The sequence below is a fragment of the Bacillus sp. z33 genome (assembly GCF_058313615.1).
Genome location: NZ_JBZFQN010000003.1, coordinates 323,511 through 340,015 on the forward strand (window position 1 = coordinate 323,511; position 16,505 = coordinate 340,015).

Annotated in this window: 18 protein-coding genes; 17 read left to right on the forward strand and 1 reads right to left on the reverse strand. The window is 40.3% G+C overall.

The window, feature by feature from the left end:
• Positions 1-32 precede the first annotated feature (32 nt).
• The 8 genes from fliW to fliS all read left to right on the forward strand — a co-directional run bounded on the left by fliW (position 33) and on the right by fliS (position 6,196).
• Positions 33-473 (forward strand): flagellar assembly protein FliW, encoded by a 441-nt coding sequence (gene fliW / locus AC4G3L_RS13315; protein ID WP_491077470.1) that lies wholly within the window; start codon positions 33-35, stop codon positions 471-473.
• 3 nt (positions 474-476) lie between these two features.
• Positions 477-713, forward strand: coding sequence for a carbon storage regulator CsrA (gene csrA, locus AC4G3L_RS13320; protein ID WP_491077471.1), 237 nt, complete (start codon positions 477-479; stop codon positions 711-713).
• A 344-nt stretch (positions 714-1,057) separates the two neighbouring features.
• Complete coding sequence (locus tag AC4G3L_RS13325) at positions 1,058-1,243, forward strand: carbon storage regulator (protein ID WP_491077472.1); 186 nt, start codon at positions 1,058-1,060, stop codon at positions 1,241-1,243.
• A 169-nt stretch (positions 1,244-1,412) separates the two neighbouring features.
• On the forward strand, positions 1,413-2,291 hold the full coding sequence (hag, locus tag AC4G3L_RS13330) for a flagellin Hag (RefSeq protein WP_491077473.1): 879 nt from the start codon (positions 1,413-1,415) through the stop codon (positions 2,289-2,291).
• A gap of 120 nt (positions 2,292-2,411) precedes the next feature.
• Positions 2,412-3,305, forward strand: a complete 894-nt coding sequence (gene hag, locus AC4G3L_RS13335) for a flagellin Hag (protein WP_491077474.1) — start codon at positions 2,412-2,414, stop codon at positions 3,303-3,305.
• Positions 3,306-3,435: 130 nt separating this feature from the next.
• Complete coding sequence (gene flaG, locus AC4G3L_RS13340; RefSeq protein ID WP_491077475.1) at positions 3,436-3,798, forward strand: flagellar protein FlaG; 363 nt, start codon at positions 3,436-3,438, stop codon at positions 3,796-3,798.
• A 12-nt stretch (positions 3,799-3,810) separates the two neighbouring features.
• On the forward strand, positions 3,811-5,772 hold the full coding sequence (fliD, locus tag AC4G3L_RS13345; RefSeq protein ID WP_491077476.1) for a flagellar filament capping protein FliD: 1,962 nt from the start codon (positions 3,811-3,813) through the stop codon (positions 5,770-5,772).
• A 22-nt stretch (positions 5,773-5,794) separates the two neighbouring features.
• Complete coding sequence (gene fliS, locus AC4G3L_RS13350; protein ID WP_491077477.1) at positions 5,795-6,196, forward strand: flagellar export chaperone FliS; 402 nt, start codon at positions 5,795-5,797, stop codon at positions 6,194-6,196.
• Between the two features lie 47 nt (positions 6,197-6,243).
• Here fliS and AC4G3L_RS13355 read toward each other — a convergent pair whose 3' ends face one another.
• A complete protein-coding gene (locus AC4G3L_RS13355) occupies positions 6,244-6,447 on the reverse strand; it encodes a hypothetical protein (protein WP_491077478.1) in 204 nt (67 codons plus the stop codon).
• 226 nt (positions 6,448-6,673) lie between these two features.
• Here AC4G3L_RS13355 and AC4G3L_RS13360 point away from each other — a divergent pair, with 226 nt between their 5' ends.
• The 9 genes from AC4G3L_RS13360 to prfB all read left to right on the forward strand — a co-directional run bounded on the left by AC4G3L_RS13360 (position 6,674) and on the right by prfB (position 16,464).
• Positions 6,674-8,893: a hypothetical protein gene (locus tag AC4G3L_RS13360; protein WP_491077479.1), complete on the forward strand. Its 2,220-nt coding sequence runs from the start codon at positions 6,674-6,676 to the stop codon at positions 8,891-8,893.
• Entirely contained in the window at positions 8,890-9,189 is a 300-nt protein-coding gene (locus AC4G3L_RS13365; protein ID WP_491077480.1) for an EscU/YscU/HrcU family type III secretion system export apparatus switch protein, read from the forward strand. Before AC4G3L_RS13360 ends, AC4G3L_RS13365 begins: the two co-directional genes overlap by 4 nt.
• Before the next feature lie 37 nt (positions 9,190-9,226).
• A complete protein-coding gene (locus AC4G3L_RS13370) occupies positions 9,227-9,652 on the forward strand; it encodes a flagellar export chaperone FliS (RefSeq protein ID WP_491077481.1) in 426 nt (141 codons plus the stop codon).
• 19 nt (positions 9,653-9,671) lie between these two features.
• Complete coding sequence (locus tag AC4G3L_RS13375) at positions 9,672-10,496, forward strand: flagellin N-terminal helical domain-containing protein (protein ID WP_491077482.1); 825 nt, start codon at positions 9,672-9,674, stop codon at positions 10,494-10,496.
• A gap of 18 nt (positions 10,497-10,514) precedes the next feature.
• The gene (locus tag AC4G3L_RS13380) at positions 10,515-10,952 is read left to right on the forward strand and encodes a YaaR family protein (protein WP_491077483.1); all 438 of its coding nucleotides are present in this window, start codon (positions 10,515-10,517) and stop codon (positions 10,950-10,952) included.
• A 69-nt stretch (positions 10,953-11,021) separates the two neighbouring features.
• Entirely contained in the window at positions 11,022-11,375 is a 354-nt protein-coding gene (gene fliT, locus AC4G3L_RS13385; protein ID WP_491077484.1) for a flagellar protein FliT, read from the forward strand.
• Between the two features lie 177 nt (positions 11,376-11,552).
• Complete coding sequence (gene hpf / locus AC4G3L_RS13390) at positions 11,553-12,104, forward strand: ribosome hibernation-promoting factor, HPF/YfiA family (RefSeq protein WP_491077485.1); 552 nt, start codon at positions 11,553-11,555, stop codon at positions 12,102-12,104.
• Between the two features lie 593 nt (positions 12,105-12,697).
• A complete protein-coding gene (secA, locus tag AC4G3L_RS13395) occupies positions 12,698-15,202 on the forward strand; it encodes a preprotein translocase subunit SecA (RefSeq protein WP_491077486.1) in 2,505 nt (834 codons plus the stop codon).
• Positions 15,203-15,362: 160 nt separating this feature from the next.
• A protein-coding gene (gene prfB / locus AC4G3L_RS13400; protein WP_491077487.1) for a peptide chain release factor 2 occupies positions 15,363-16,464 on the forward strand; the annotation gives its coding sequence in 2 pieces (ribosomal slippage) (positions 15,363-15,434 and positions 15,436-16,464; 1,101 coding nt in all).
• Positions 16,465-16,505 lie beyond the last annotated feature (41 nt).

Here is a 16,505-nt window from a genome sequence, read left to right on the forward strand (position 1 = left end):
CATTTGAAATAAATAAATAGAGGTGAAGAAGAGTGAAGCTGACAACAAAATATCATGGTGAGCAAGTAATCGAGGAAAAAGAGATCATCACATTTGATGAGGGCATTCCCGGTTTCCCGTACGAGAAGAAATTTGTGCTTCTTCGTTTAACAGATGATCAATCCTTCTTTGTGCTTCAATCTGCCACAACATCCAATCTGGCTTTTGTGGTCACAAGTCCGTTTTTAACATATCCAGCTTATGAATTTAAATTGGATGATGAGATCGTAGAATCATTAGGAGTAACAAAAGAACAGATAACAGTGTTTACGATTGTGACAGCAAAGGACCCATTTGAAGATTCAACGATTAATCTTCAGGCTCCACTGATTATCGATACAAAGAACGGCAAAGGGAAGCAAATCATTCTCAATCAAACAAACTATCAAACGAGAACACCTTTATTTCCAATGGTAGAAAGCAAGGGGGAGTAAAGCATGCTTATTCTATCAAGGAAAAAAGATGAATCCATTTTAGTTGGTTCCGATATTGAAATCACGGTTATTTCTGTCCAAGGCGATCAGGTCAAACTGGGCATTAAAGCACCAAAGCAAGTCGACGTCTATCGGAAGGAATTATTTGAAGAAATCCAGCATGAAAATGTAGAAGCATCAGAGATTACGGTTAATATAGGGGATTTGATTACTAATTCGAAGAACAGAACGAACAGCTGATAGTTAGTGCTTGAATTCATCTGATTAGGGGATTGATAGTGTGAGTTCAGATGTTGAGATCATTCAAAAAAATGAAATCTATTATGGGTTCTGTTTTTTAATATAAAATTTAATTTTTTTATTAAAACTATTAAATGTTCGTATAAGGTTCCGATATAGATTATGTAAGAGAAACAAACCTGAAAAATTCATACTGAATACTCAGGACGAGTAAGTATTTTTATTACATCATCGCAGGATGCGGATGTTTACTTATATGTATGTGTACTTTCAACATAAGAACGATCATGTTCTCTATGAGGGTCTTACACTGATCACTTTTCTCAAGGAGGAGGGCCACAACTATGCTAGTACTTGGCAGAAGACCTGGTGAATATATTAAAATCGGTGATGACATCACCGTAAAGGTCGTTAAAAGTGAAGATGGACACCTTCGTTTAGCGATTGACGCCCCCAAACACGTAAAGATTACGCGTGGGGAACTACTAGATAATCAACAAAACAATTTGCTCACGGACGAGCGGCACTGATTTTAAGGATGCAGGGAAGCATCTCGGGTCAGAACCGCTCGTCTTTTTTCAGCTCGTTATTACTGGAAGCCCCCATCCTAGGCAATGGGGCCGTTTCTATTAATATATAAATTTAAAAGTAACAGGTGGAAAAGGAAGTCCACCTAAACATTCCAAGGAGGAAAATTAAATGATTATCAATCACAATATTACAGCGTTAAACACACACCGTCAGATGGGTGCAGCAACAAATGCACAAGCTAAATCAATGGAGAAATTATCTTCTGGACAACGTATTAACAGTGCAGCTGATGATGCAGCAGGCTTAGCAATTTCTGAAAAAATGCGTGCGCAAGTACGTGGGTTAGATCAGGCATCTGCAAATGCTCAAGATGGTATTTCTTTAATTCAAACAGCTGAAGGTGCATTAAGTGAAACTCATGATATTTTACAACGGATGCGTGAGTTAGCAGTACAATCATCAAACGATACTAATACAGCTACTGACCGTGGAGAATTACAAAAAGAGGTAGATGAATTAGCAAAAGAAATTACTCGTATTGCTAATAATACAGAATTTAATACTCAAAAGTTGCTTGATGGTCGAGGTGCCAGCTCACTAACATTCCAGATTGGAGCTAATAAAGGTCAAACAATGTCACTAACCATAGATCCTATGGATGCAAGATCACTAGGAGTACATGATACAACAGATTTAACTGCAGCAGCAGCAACTGTTGCTGGGGGTGACGCGGTTGTAGCTAAAGGCATTAATATTGAGACGTCTGCTAAAGCAACAGCTGCTATAGATACAATAGATACTGCAATTGGGAATGTTTCAGGGGAGCGTTCTAAACTTGGTGCAAATCAAAACCGCTTAGAACACACTATTAATAATTTGAGTACATCTTCTGAAAACCTAACAGCTGCGGAATCTCGTATTCGTGATGTTGATATGGCAAAAGAAATGATGAATCAAACTAAAAATTCTATTCTTTCTCAAGCAGCTCAAGCTATGTTGGCCCAAGCCAATCAACAACCACAAAACGTACTTCAATTACTACGTTAATTAGGTAGAAAAACTTGGATTATATAGAGAGATCTCTTTCTTGTAATGCAAGTTTTTATATTAATATAGGAGATTAGTGGAAAAGGAAGTCCACCTAAACATTCCAAGGAGGAAAATTAAATGATTATCAATCACAATATTACAGCGTTAAACACACACCGTCAGATGGGTGCAGCAACAAATGCACAAGCTAAATCAATGGAGAAATTATCTTCAGGACAACGTATTAACAGTGCAGCTGATGATGCAGCAGGTTTGGCTATTTCAGAGAAAATGCGAGCGCAAGTACGTGGGTTAGATCAAGCATCTGCAAATGCTCAAGATGGTATTTCTTTAATTCAAACAGCTGAAGGTGCTCTAAGCGAAACCACTGACATTCTTCAACGCATGCGTGAGCTAGCAGTACAATCTTCAAATGATACAAATACAGTCGAAGATCGTGGAGAACTGCAAAAAGAAGTGAATGAATTGGCAAAAGAGATTACTCGTATTGCAAATAATACAGAATTCAATACAAAAAAGTTATTGAATGGAGATGGTGCAGCTTCTCTCTCATTCCAAATTGGTGCTAATAAAGAGCAAACGATGACATTAGAGATTTCCGCTATGGACGCTAACACATTAAGAGTGGGCACGGGTACAAACCTAACAAAAGCAGATCCAGATGCAGATCCTACACCTGTTACATTTTCAGCTGCTCAAACTACTGAAGGTATTGACATTAAATCGTCTACTAATGCGACAGCAGCCATAGAAACTATTGATGGTGCAATCAAAATAGTTTCAGCTGAGCGTTCTAAACTAGGGGCAAATCAAAACCGTCTAGAACACACAATTAATAACCTAGATACTTCTTCCGAAAACTTAACAGCTGCGGAATCTCGTATCCGTGATGTTGATATGGCGAAAGAAATGATGGAACAAACTAAAAATTCTATCCTTTCACAAGCATCACAAGCAATGTTGGCTCAAGCTAACCAACAACCACAAAACGTACTTCAATTGTTACGTTAATCTTTATTTAAAAGGGACCTTTCGGGTTCCTTTTTTTTTATATTCCTCATTAATTATTCTTTTCTCTTAAAACCTTCCCATTCCTACCGATATACCTAATAACAGTGAACTGAATAGTTGGAGGTGCGAGATGGTGAATGGTGTTTCGGCTGATGTTGGTCATTTGGCTGCACAGTTGCTTACTAAAAGTGCTGGTCCTATTAAAGAGCAGGCTTTGATTCAGAACGTTATTCCTCAACAAGAACAGTCACCTATGACAGATGTACAAATGAAAGAGAAGTTAACTGAAACGACGGAAGCGATGAATAGATTTATAGGACCCATGCATGCGTCCTTGAAATTTGAACTTCACGAGGATCTCAATGAATATTATGTGACCGTGGTTGATGATTCAACAGGCAATGTGCTGCGTGAAATTCCTTCAAGGAAGATGCTTGATATGTATGCAGCTATGGTGGAAAACATGGCTTTGTTTGTAGATAGAAAAGTTTAAGGATGTGAGAGAATGCGTATTTCAGGTTTAGCTAGTGGCATAGATACGGATACGATGGTTAAACAGCTGATGCAGGCTGAGAGAATGCCGATAGATAAATTAAAGCAAAATAAACAGACACTTGAATGGAAGCGAGATGACTATCGTTCCATCAATACGCTGTTAACAAATTTTCGACAAGAAGTACTAAACATGAAGCTAAGTTCGTCTTATCGTTCCAAAACAACAAGCAGTACAAATGAAGCAATGGTTACTGCGACCGCTACATCCGGAGCCAGTGCAACCAGTTATTCTTTATCTAAAGTCACTCAATTGGCAAAAGCAGCTTCTCTTACAACGACAGGATTGTCCGGTGCTACTGGCAAAATAGATACCAGTAAGTCGTTGGATTCCATGGCGGGAAATTTTGCTTCTGCCCTCACATGGGAGAACGTTCCTGGAGTTGTTGAGACAGAAAAGTTTACACCCAAAGGGTCAACTATAGAACTTAACATACCAAGTGGAGTGAATCTTAAAGGTGATCAGGTACAAGTTAAAGTGGCCGGTAAGGTTCTGGATCAATATTCGAAAGATGGGAAAGAAAATTACGCAATTGGGTCTGATGGAGTTATTACATTCAACGATACTATTCCAGCTTCAGGGTCAGCCATCGAAGTCAACTATGTAACGGATAAAAAGGTGGAAAAGCTCACTGTAGCTAAAGATGCTACAAGCTTTCAACTATCTAAAGGAGCCATAAACAAAGATTCATTAAACCTGAAGATTGGCGGGTCATCTGTTGTGGTTGGAGAGACTGGGAGTTTTAGTGTTGGCTCATTATCAGGTACGGTCGATTTCAATACAGGCAAAGTAACTCTTAACTCAGCTGCCAGTGAAGCTGTCGAAATAGAGGCTGAATATACACAAAAATATACGGCAATGGATATGAAGACCACAACCTCCAGTGGGGAGATGAGTGAGACATTCTTCATTACAGCTGATCAATCACTCGATACGGTGATGAATAAAGTGAATTCGTCAAAGCTCGGACTGACCATGTTCTATGATTCTCATACAGATAAAATTTCGATTACAAGGAAAGAAACAGGTGATTTTGCCGGGGACAAGGCAATTCAAGTAGGTGACTCATCATTGGCACGTTCCCTTCAACTGACGGGAGCCACTGTTCAAGCAGGGTCTAATGCTAAATTCACCATTAATGGCTTAGAGACTGAACGGCCAGGCAATACCTTCACCATGAATGGTGTTACATTTACGCTCAAAACTACATTTGATCAAGAAGTAACTGTCGGCATCAACAACGATTCCTCTAAAGTGTATGACAATATAAAAGGCTTTGTGGATAAATATAACGAACTGATTGCTGGGATTAAAGGGAAAGTCAGTGAGGAACGTAATCGTAATTATCTTCCTTTGTCAGATGAAGAACGTGATAGTTTGAGTGAGAATGAGGTTGAGAAATGGGACAAAATAGCGAAGGCTGGTCTTTTAAAAAATGATTCCATTTTGACAGGCGTTTTAAACAATATGCGTTCCAGTTTTTCTAATTCGATTTCCTCTTCTACCGGTTTGTATAAGCAATTAAGCAGCATTGGAATCTCGACTACTTCCGATTATCTGGCAGGCGGTAAACTCGAAATCAATGAAACGAAATTAAGGCAGGCATTGGAAGAAGATCCTGAAAGTGTGGAGGCATTATTTGCTTCAGAGGGTGGAATTCTCTCAAAGCTACAAACCAATATTTCCGCAGCGACCGACCAGCTGAAGACAAGAGCGGGTACTTCGTTATCGACAAATGCTACGTTTACGATGGGCAGAGATTTAACGAACATTGAGGACCGAATCAGCCGATTTGAGGACCGGCTGATCCAAGTAGAGGATCGCTACTACAAACAATTTACCGCCATGGAAAAAGCAATTCAACAGGCGAACAGCCAATCTGGATATTTATCATCCATGTTTGCGACTGGTTAATAAAAAAGGAGTGTACGAATAAATGGCCATACAAAATCCATATCAGGCTTATCAATCAAATACTGTGAATACAGCTTCCCCAGGGGAACTGACGCTCATGCTCTATAATGGCTGCCTGAAATTTATTAAAGCAGCCAGGGTAGGAATGGAATCCAAACAAATCCAAGTGAGACATGAAAATCTCCTGAAAGCCCAAACGATCATTAGTGAACTGCGAATTACATTAAATATGGACATGGCAATCTCTCATCATATGATGACGATGTATGACTATATCTACACTCGATTGGTTGAAGCGAATACGAAAAATGATCCGGCCATTTTGGATGAGGTGGAGGGGTTGGTAGTGGACTTCCGTGATACATGGAAGCAGGCGATCCAGCTCAACCGCCAAAAGCAATACACTTCGAGTGGGCAGGCTTAATTTTATAAAGGAAGGGCCGAAAGATTAATCTTTCGGCCCTTTGCTATTTAATTAAATATATCTTCATCTTCTATATGGGTGATCCACCAGTCATGGACACCATTCATAAAGGCAATCATGAAAATTTGGACAGATCCAAGTACTATTAAATTCAATCCTGCTAAACTTCCAATTATGTATGAATAGATATTAAAAAAAATCAAACCAATCAGCATGGCATTCAGTACATGAATACCTTTATCCATTTTCATTTCTCGTCCTCTTCTCATTGAAAACCATTTTATGTAATTTCATCTATAGTTATTATGACCTATTTATTTTAAAAAAACAAGCTTTTTTGTTATTTATTAGGAACTTTTTGTTCTCTTTAACGAATTTAATATAGAAAATTAAGTCTGGTTGCTCAACATTAGCTAATGTTTGAACGTAATCTACCGATAAAAGGAGTAAGGATATATTGGACGGAGAGTGAAAGTGATGCAGATACAAGCATTCCATTCTGGGCAAAGCATAAATGGAAAAAGCAATTCATATACGGTTGGGCAGATTCAGTCTGTCACGATTAAAGAACGGATATCTGCCAATACGGCTGTCGTTTCGATAAAAGGAAAAGAGATGAACGTCACGTTTGAAAATGGTGTTCCGGCACAAAACAAAGTGCAAGTGGAGATTACGGCCATTGATAACGACCAATTAACGGTTAAATCCCTATCAACAAGTCAATCGCCAGTAGTAGGACAGGCTCCTACGAAGGTAGAAGAGATTCTGAAAGCAGCCGGAGTGGATCCTTCTGTTAAAGAGGTTCGCCAGGCTGCGCAAATCCTACAGGATAAAGGGTACTCCCTTTCTAAGGAACGTATCCAGACTATCCAGCACTTTATGAGCACAGAGGGTGGGACGGCAGAGCAGAAATTAGCGACTATTACGGCCTTGGCAGATCGTCGATTAGAGGTACGATTACCTGAATTAAAAGCAATCCATTCTGCTTTACATGGTCAATCACTTGGGAAATTGGTCAGTGAGATTGGCAGAGAAATCCCTGTAATAACGAAAGCCATCACGCCTTCTAGTCAGGTGCCAGTCACTACAATTCAGGATTTAAAAGGAGCCATCCTATCACAAACAGATTTTTCTAAAATCTCTGAGCAGGTGATGAAGTTTCTAAAGGAATCACCGGATCTTTCCCTTGCAGAAAAAAGCACTATCTTAAAATCTCTGCAGGCAGGCAAAGAATCCATAATTCAAACACTCAGCAGGATTGAACAAAGCAAGGGAACAGCAAACCTTGGAAATATGGAGTTATCTGCGGAAGGCAAGGAAGTTGTTAATCTAATGAAAAGCGTTCAAAAGGATTCTTCCATGGTTACCGTATTAGCTAAAACGACAGAATTCTTGAATAGTGATTCTGCCAAACGACTCGAAGGTGTGAAGCATTTTACCGCCTCAATCGAAAAGGTAACAGAGCTCGCTTCCAAGGGCAGGGAATTAACAGCGCGTAAGGAACTCATGACGGCGTTAACCACTTTACAGGAGGGTAATCCGCAAATAATGGAAGGGAAACAAGCTATTTCTCTATCAGAATCTGAACAGAATGTAATCAATCAGGCCATACAGGGATTAAATCTCTCTTCAAAAGATGTGATTGTTACAGAGATTAGTAAAAAGCTCTCTCAGCTTACGATTGATTTTAAACATATCAAAAGAGAGATTACGAAGAATCTCGATCAGTCTATTAAAATGATGGAGCAAAAGCAGCCTCAGGTTAAACAGGTGTTGGAATCGACAATTAAACAGCTGGATCAAGCCATCCTAAAAGGTGAATTCATGCTTTATACCGATATGTCTACGGAGAAGAAGCTTATGCAGGCGAGCAGCCGTTTACAGGAAGCAAAGGCTCTGCTTATGAATGGGAAACTAACAGATGCCAACCAGATTGTGAAGGAAGTCAAGACATCAGTTGAGGGCTTATTATTTAAACCGTCGGATGTCAAAGTCAAGCATTTCGTAGCAGGCATGACGAGTATCCTGGATGAGGATGTATTTACCCAAAGTGCAAAGCCAGAGCAGTCGGGGAGGAATGTGTTGGAGCTGATTCGAAAAATGGGAATGATGAATGAACATGATGTAGCAAAATCCGTCTTGAGCGGTAAACAGCCGGATATACCGCAGACTGTTAAATCCTCTTTGCTTTCATTATTGCAATCAGACCAGCTCACTCCAAAGCTGACTCAGCAAGTGGAGCAGGCCGTCCAAAATTTAACGGGTCAGCAGCTTCTTGCTAAGTCTGACTCTACTACCGGGATGCAAAACTTGGCCCTGCAGCTTCCACTTTTGCTTCATAAGGAAGTGGAGAATGTAAAGGTATTTGTAAATTCGCAATCTGATAAGGATCAAATTGATTGGGAAAACTGCAGTCTTTATTTTGTGATGGAAACTAAACGGCTTGGCGAGATTGGGATTTCATTGACAGCGAACAATCGAAATTTGTTTCTTACCTTTAAAAGTGACATGGATGATTTGCAGCAATCCATGACCCGTATAACGGATTCCTCCTTGGAACGGTTCAAGGAGATTGGCTACTCCATTGGCTCTGTTCAGTTTAAACCGATGACTGTGGGAATGAAGGCTTCTGAAAGAGAAACGAGCCCATCTGCTCCATCCACCTTTAAGAAGAAGGGGTATGACATAACGATATGAGACAGCAATATTTCAATCAACTGAATCGTAAAAAAGTGAATGGCCCGACCGCTGCCGTCATCCGCTATGATGAACAAAATGGACAGGCCCCGCAGCTCGTCGCGCAGGGAACCGGAGAAGTAGCCAGAAAGATTATTGAAATGGCGAAGAAAAGCGATATCCATCTGCAGGAGGATGAGTCACTGGTCAGCCATCTATTGGACATCGACCTTGGCGATTCAATCCCTCCTCAGCTGTATGCCGTGATTGCCGAAATACTCCTTTTATTGGAGGAGCTCGATCAACAATACAAATAGAACGTCGATATAGTAATTAGTAGAGGGGGTTCAGTGAGTGGAATTTTTAACAGAAGAACTAATCGTACAAAAATCATCTCAGGAATTAACGGCCTTATTGTATGAAGGACTCGTAACCTGTTTATATGATGCTACCCGTCAGATTGAAGGAAGCGAATTGTTTCAAGCTAATCAAAGTCTGCAAAAGGCTGGAGACATCGTTCATCGCCTTGGCATTGGACTGCGCTATGAGGCGGGTCTGATTGCAGAGAATTTAGACACCATCTATAATTTTTTGGCTGAAGAACTCATCAGGGTGAACATGACCAAAAATACGGACAGTATTTCTTGTCTAATAAAGATCGTCGAAACGCTTTCCACAGCCTGGAATGAAGCGATGCAATTGAAAAATAATCTAAAGGCTGATTCCTTCACCAAGAAAGTATCGGCCTATGAAAATAGTGTAATGAGGAAAAAAATCTAATAATAGAGGGAGCATTTCCATGAAAATTAATCATAATATTTCTGCCTTAAATGCCTATCGCAATCTTTCTGCCAATACAGCAAATACAAATAAAAATTTAGAAAAATTATCATCCGGACTACGTATTAATAAAGCGTCGGATGATGCAGCCGGCCTTGCTATTTCTGAGAAAATGCGTTCGCAAATCCGTGGCTTAAATATGGCGGAACGAAATGCTTTGGATGGGGTATCTCTCATTCAGACAGCAGAAGGCTCCTTGTCCTCTGTTCATGAAATGCTGCAGCGTATGCGTGAATTGACTGTGCAAAGTGCGAATGGGACGTATACAGATGAAGATCGAAATGCAATCCAGGAGGAATATAATCAATTAACGAAAGAAATTGATCGTGTAAGTGAGACGACAGAGTTTAATAGTGCGAAATTATTAGATGGAAGTAATGATTCATTTAGTTTTCAGATAGGCGCCAATGCGGGTCAAACAATTGAATTAACGATTCAGCAAATGAGTGCGGACAAACTTGGATTAGGTTCCGGGGCTACGCCATTGAATGTTAAAACTGCTGAAGCAGCGAATGAGGCGATTTCAAAAATTGATGCAGCAATCGCAACAGTCTCTGCTGAACGATCCAATTTAGGTGCCATGCAGAATCGATTGGAGCATACGATTACGAATTTACAAACGATGAGCGAGAACGTCACTTCAGCAGAATCGAGGATTCGTGATGTAGATATGGCTCTTGAGATGACAGAATTCACAAAGAATACCATTCTAAATCAGGCAGCACAGGCGATGTTGGCACAAGCCAATCAACTTCCGCAAGGTGTGCTACAATTATTGAAGTAATTGGGTTGAGGTGATCTCATGGAGGTACAACGTGTAGGCAGGACGGGTTTGCAAAAGGCCGGTTCCCGAGAAGAGATAGCGAAAGATTCCGTGTCCTTTAAGGAAGTGATCGGAACGCGGCGCAGTGATCTGACTCTTGAACGGCTGACACGTAAAATGCAGGAGATTGAGGAGCAGGGCAACAGGCTTGGTGAAACTCAGTCGATTGATCATTTGCGTAAATATAAAAAACTTGTGAAGGACTTCCTGGATGATGCCGTGAAAAATGGACTGCAATTAGAGGAGCACCGCGGCTTTAATCAGCGTGGGTCAGCAAAAGTATATAAGCTTGTAAAAGAAGTGGACAAAAAGCTGGTCGACCTCACTAATGAAGTCCTCGATAAGGAAGATAAAAGCATACGTTTATTAAGCATGATTGGAGAAATTCAAGGCATGCTGATCAATATTTATACATGATGGTTATTTGGCCTTGGCTTTCCGAAAAGTCAGGGCTTTTTTTAAATGAAGGACGGAGGGGCTCGGTTTATGATGAATGCGCTGCGGGAATATTATTTGGTATCAAAGGAAGCAATTGAAGTATTAAGTGATGTGAGCTGGGAAAAAGACCGTGAGATGGCAATGAGCAAACTGGATGAAATCATTATAATCCGTGGAAATTTGCAGAAGGATATACAGCCGCCTTTTACAGACGAGGAAAAAAAAATCGGCGGGTTATGTGTGAAGCTGAATGATGAACTGACTAAATTAATGGCTAAACGAAGAATGGAAGTAGCACGGGATCTTAAAATGGTAAAAGAACAAAAACAGCATAATCAAAAATATGCGAATCCTTATGAGGCGATGATGACGGATGGAGTTTATTACGATAAGAGGAAATGATTACCTTAACTGAATTATCATGAGAAATAGTGATTTTTTATTAGTAGATAGGGTATACTATATATAAATTCCTGAAAAAGCTGAATATTTCAAAATAAAGAATTTGTCGAGATAAGCAGGATTTTTTTAGGGATTGTAGAATATAATAGTTATAGAGTAGAAAGGGAGGACTCACTTATGAATTATAACATTCGTGGTGAAAACATTGAGGTAACTCCAGCAATCAGAGAATATCTAGAGAAAAAAATCGGAAAATTAGAAAGATACTTTACAGAAACACCTGATGCGAACGTACATGTAAATTTGAAAGTGTACAACGATAAAACAACTAAAGTTGAAATCACTATTCCGCTACCTAACTTGGTTCTACGCGCAGAGGAAACAAATGCAGACATGTATGCAGGTATCGATTTAATTAACGATAAATTGGAAAGACAAATTCGTAAATATAAAACTAAAGTGAACCGTCGTTCCCGTGAAAGTGGTAAGGAATTATTCACTTTTCCAGCTGGAGATATCAGCGGCGCTGAGCAAGAAGATGAAGATAAATTAGAAGTTGTGCGTGTAAAACGCTTTGATCTTAAACCGATGGACAGCGAAGAAGCTATTCTTCAAATGGACATGCTTGGCCATAATTTCTTCATCTATACAGATGCAGAAACAGACGGCACTCATATCGTTTACAAACGTAAAGATGGCAAATACGGTCTAATCGAAGCGCATAATTAATTTTATGCCTGATAGAGAGCAGTTCCTGTTATGGGAACTGCTTTTTAATACCCTATTTAATAGAGGGTGGGCACACGACTTTTTTGCTGAAATGCGATTCTATCAATCTACTAACCTTTTTCGCCTTATTATTGCGCTATGCGTATTGCTGAATATTTCGCTCGAATGTCTCCAATCTCACTCATAAAATCTGCTGATCTATACCCCGTACCGCTCCATAACTGGCTTAATCTCTTTCTAATTGTTAAAACCAATCTTAATTTTAAAGTTTAAGGCTGTTTAGTTTATGTCAGTCGTTCTCTTCTTGGTTCACCCCTGATTTCATCCAAATTCAGTCTATCTTCAGATCATTTTTCTGGGATTCGTTCCTTTAAACCAACTTCCGCTCCTTGTTTTTAAGGCTCAATTATAACTTGAAGTGTATTTTTGAGGTAAAATAACCCAAAAATATCAGGTGGACACTTACTCCTTCTGTTGTTTTGTCCATTTGTAAGTGGTACTATTAATGTGAAAATTAAAATTTGGACGATCATAAATCTATATTCATTCTAGGGTCTATTGAACCCTTTACGAATAAGAGGAGAGACTGCTTAATGGGGATTTTGAATAAATTGTTTGACCCTAATAAATCTGAACTTAAACGCCTGAATAAGGCTGCAAATAAAATCGAAGCATTGGCATCATCTATGGAAAGTTTATCTGATGAAGAACTGACAGCCAAAACAGCGGAATTCCAGGAACGCTATGCGAATGGAGAGCAGCTGGATGACCTGTTGCCGGAAGCATTTGCAGTAGTCAGAGAGGCATCACGCCGCGTTCTTGGTTTGTATCCATTCCATGTTCAATTAATGGGGGGGATTGCCCTCCATGAAGGTAATATCTCAGAGATGAAAACAGGGGAAGGTAAAACGCTGACTTCCACTATGCCTGTATACTTAAATGCGATCACGGGTAAGGGCGTACATGTTATTACCGTCAATGAATACTTGGCCAGCCGTGACGCGACTGAAATGGGACAATTGTTTAATTTCCTTGGATTATCTGTTGGCTTAAATCTTACTGGGATGAGCCGTGAAGAGAAACAGGAAGCGTATAATGCCGATATCACATACGGTACAAATAACGAATTTGGTTTTGATTATTTGCGTGACAATATGGTGCTTTATAAGGAGCAGATGGTACAACGTCCGCTTCACTATGCGGTGATCGATGAGGTTGACTCCATTTTGATTGATGAAGCGCGTACCCCATTGATTATTTCTGGATCTGCTCAAAAATCAACACAGCTGTATATGCAGGCCAATGCTTTTGTCCGTACGTTAACGAAAGATAAAGATTACACATACGACGAAAAGACAAAGGGTGTACAGCTGACTGAAGAAGGGATGAGCCGAGCTGAAAAGGCGTTCGGTATTGATAACCTATTCGAAATCAGTCATGTTGCCTTGAATCATCATATTAACCAGGCGTTAAAAGCGCATGCTTCCATGCATTTGGATGTAGATTATGTGGTTCAAGATGGCGAGATCATTATCGTTGACCAATTTACCGGCCGTCTGATGAAAGGGCGACGTTATAGCGATGGCCTCCATCAAGCTATTGAAGCCAAGGAAGGCCTGGATATCCAAAACGAAAGCATGACACTTGCGACCATTACATTCCAAAACTACTTCCGTATGTATGAAAAGCTTTCCGGTATGACCGGTACGGCGAAGACAGAGGAAGAGGAATTCCGTAATATTTATAATATGTATGTCATTGCGATTCCTACGAATCAGGACATCGTGCGTGATGACCGTGCAGACTTAATTTTTTCCTCCATGGAAGGGAAATTTAAAGCAGTCGTTGAAGATATTGCGGAACGCCACGCGAAAGGCCAGCCAGTTCTTGTTGGTACGGTTGCGATTGAAACGAGTGAATATGTGTCTGAATTATTGAAGAAAAAAGGGATTCCGCATAGTGTCCTGAATGCGAAGCAGCATGAACGCGAAGGGAATATTATCCTGGATGCCGGACAGCCGGGTGCCGTTACGATTGCTACGAATATGGCCGGCCGTGGTACGGATATCAAGCTTGGTGAAGGTGTGAAAGAAGTGGGCGGTCTTGCTGTTATTGGTACGGAGCGACACGAAAGCCGCCGTATTGATAACCAGCTTCGTGGTCGTTCCGGACGTCAGGGAGATCCAGGGGTTACGCAATTCTACCTTTCACTAGAGGATGAATTGATGCGCCGTTTCGGGTCTGACAATATTAAGAACATGATGTCTCGCCTTGGTATGGATGATGACCAGCCAATTCAAAGTAAAATGGTATCCAAAGCGGTTGAATCTGCGCAAAAACGGGTTGAAGGAAATAACTACGATGCCCGTAAACAATTGCTTGAATATGATGATGTGCTTCGTCAACAACGTGAGATTATTTATAAGCAGCGTTTCGATGTACTTTCAAGTGAGAATCTGCGTGAAATCGTTGAGACGATGATTCGCTCATCTCTAACGCGTAATGTTTATGCGTTTGCGCCAGATGTAGAAAGTGAAGGCTGGAATATTGAAGGACTCTTAGATTATGTCTATGCAAATCTTTTACCTGAAGGTACTTTTAATGCTGAGGAATTAAAAGAGCTTGATGGTGAAGAGTTAATCGAATTGATTTATGATAAAATCATCGAAAAATACAATGAGAAGGAAGAGGAACTTTCTTCTGAGCAAATGCGTGAATTCGAAAAAGTTATCGTACTGCGCGCTGTAGACAGTAAGTGGATGGATCATATTGATACAATGGATCAATTGAGACAAGGGATCCATTTACGTGCGTATGCTCAAATTAATCCACTGAATGAATATCAGCAAGAAGGATATGCGATGTTTGAGGCAATGATCTCTGCTATTGAAGACGATGTGGCCAAATACATCATGAAAGCAGAGGTCCGCAATAATTTGGAACGTGAAGAAGTAGTGAAAGGTCAGGCTGTTAATCCGAAGAGTGATGAAGGCGAGACAGTCAAGAAAAAACCAAAACGCAATGAAGAATCCGTTGGACGCAATGCACCGTGTCCATGCGGAAGCGGAAAAAAATATAAGAATTGCCATGGAAGATAAGGAATGCTTTCAAGTATCTTTACATGACATTGACGCGTATAATAAGGATATGGTAAATAGAGAGGGACGGCTTTTAGGTTAGGCCGGCTCTCTTTTTCCTGAATAGAGGATTTAATTGTTAGGAACAAGTGCTTTGTAAAAATAGATGAGGTGAACGTAAATGGAAATAGCAGAAATACGTAATGAGTTAGAAAAAACAGCCAAACGCTTGGCGGACTTTAGGGGGTCTCTTTGACCTCGAAGAAAAAGAAGCCCGAATCATGGAATTGGATGAAATCATGTCCGAACCTGAATTTTGGAATAATCAAGCGAAAGCACAAGGAATCATTAATGAAGCAAATGGGTTAAAGGAACAAGTGAACGAATTTAATACGTTAGTTGAGTCATACGAAAATCTCGATTTGACCTTCGAATTAATCAAGGAAGAGCCAGAAGCTGATCTTCAGGAAGAATTGGAGAGCGAGCTTAAGGAGCTTTCTGAGAGATTGAATGCATTCGAACTTCAATTGTTGCTGAGTGAAGAATATGATAAAAATAATGCTATATTAGAGCTCCATCCAGGTGCAGGCGGAACGGAATCTCAGGACTGGGCTTCCCTATTACTGCGTATGTATACAAGATGGGCTGAAAAGAAAGGCTTCAAAGTTGAAACTCTTGATTATCTGCCTGGTGATGAAGCGGGCGTAAAAAGTGTGACACTTGGAATTAGAGGCCATAATGCCTATGGATATTTAAAAGCGGAAAAAGGCGTACACCGTCTTGTGCGTATCTCGCCGTTTGATTCCTCAGGCCGCCGCCATACTTCCTTCGTTTCCTGTGAAGTCATGCCTGAATTTAATGATGAGATTAACATCGAAATCCGTACAGAAGATTTAAAAGTTGATACGTACCGTGCAAGTGGAGCGGGTGGTCAGCATATCAATACAACCGATTCCGCCGTTCGGATCACCCACTTACCAACTAATACAGTGGTGAGCTGCCAAACAGAGCGCTCTCAAATCAAGAACCGTGAAACAGCTATGAAAATGCTGAAATCCAAGCTTTACCAGCTTGAGATTGAGCAGCAGGAAGCTGAGTTATTGGAGATTCGTGGCGAACAAAAGGAAATTGGCTGGGGAAGCCAGATTCGCTCCTATGTATTCCATCCCTATTCCATGGTAAAAGATCATCGTACCAGTGCCGAAACTGGGAACATCCAGGCAGTCATGGATGGAGACCTCGATATGTTTATCGATTCTTATTTACGTTCAAAATTATCTTAATTGAATTTAGAGGCCACTCCATTAATGGATCAGCTATATAC

What these genes read in the sequence shown, in the direction of transcription:
- csrA (WP_491077471.1), top strand. Translation starts at nt 477, where the DNA reads ATGCTTATTCTATCAAGGAAAAAAGATGAATCCATTTTAGTTGGTTCC.
- AC4G3L_RS13325 (WP_491077472.1), top strand. Translation starts at nt 1,058, where the DNA reads ATGCTAGTACTTGGCAGAAGACCTGGTGAATATATTAAAATCGGTGAT.
- hag (WP_491077473.1), top strand. Translation starts at nt 1,413, where the DNA reads ATGATTATCAATCACAATATTACAGCGTTAAACACACACCGTCAGATG.
- hag (WP_491077474.1), top strand. Translation starts at nt 2,412, where the DNA reads ATGATTATCAATCACAATATTACAGCGTTAAACACACACCGTCAGATG.
- flaG (WP_491077475.1), top strand. Translation starts at nt 3,436, where the DNA reads ATGGTGAATGGTGTTTCGGCTGATGTTGGTCATTTGGCTGCACAGTTG.
- fliD (WP_491077476.1), top strand. Translation starts at nt 3,811, where the DNA reads ATGCGTATTTCAGGTTTAGCTAGTGGCATAGATACGGATACGATGGTT.
- fliS (WP_491077477.1), top strand. Translation starts at nt 5,795, where the DNA reads ATGGCCATACAAAATCCATATCAGGCTTATCAATCAAATACTGTGAAT.
- AC4G3L_RS13355 (WP_491077478.1), bottom strand. Translation starts at nt 6,447, where the DNA reads ATGAAAATGGATAAAGGTATTCATGTACTGAATGCCATGCTGATTGGT.
- AC4G3L_RS13360 (WP_491077479.1), top strand. Translation starts at nt 6,674, where the DNA reads ATGCAGATACAAGCATTCCATTCTGGGCAAAGCATAAATGGAAAAAGC.
- AC4G3L_RS13365 (WP_491077480.1), top strand. Translation starts at nt 8,890, where the DNA reads ATGAGACAGCAATATTTCAATCAACTGAATCGTAAAAAAGTGAATGGC.
- AC4G3L_RS13375 (WP_491077482.1), top strand. Translation starts at nt 9,672, where the DNA reads ATGAAAATTAATCATAATATTTCTGCCTTAAATGCCTATCGCAATCTT.
- AC4G3L_RS13380 (WP_491077483.1), top strand. Translation starts at nt 10,515, where the DNA reads ATGGAGGTACAACGTGTAGGCAGGACGGGTTTGCAAAAGGCCGGTTCC.
- fliT (WP_491077484.1), top strand. Translation starts at nt 11,022, where the DNA reads ATGATGAATGCGCTGCGGGAATATTATTTGGTATCAAAGGAAGCAATT.
- hpf (WP_491077485.1), top strand. Translation starts at nt 11,553, where the DNA reads ATGAATTATAACATTCGTGGTGAAAACATTGAGGTAACTCCAGCAATC.
- secA (WP_491077486.1), top strand. Translation starts at nt 12,698, where the DNA reads ATGGGGATTTTGAATAAATTGTTTGACCCTAATAAATCTGAACTTAAA.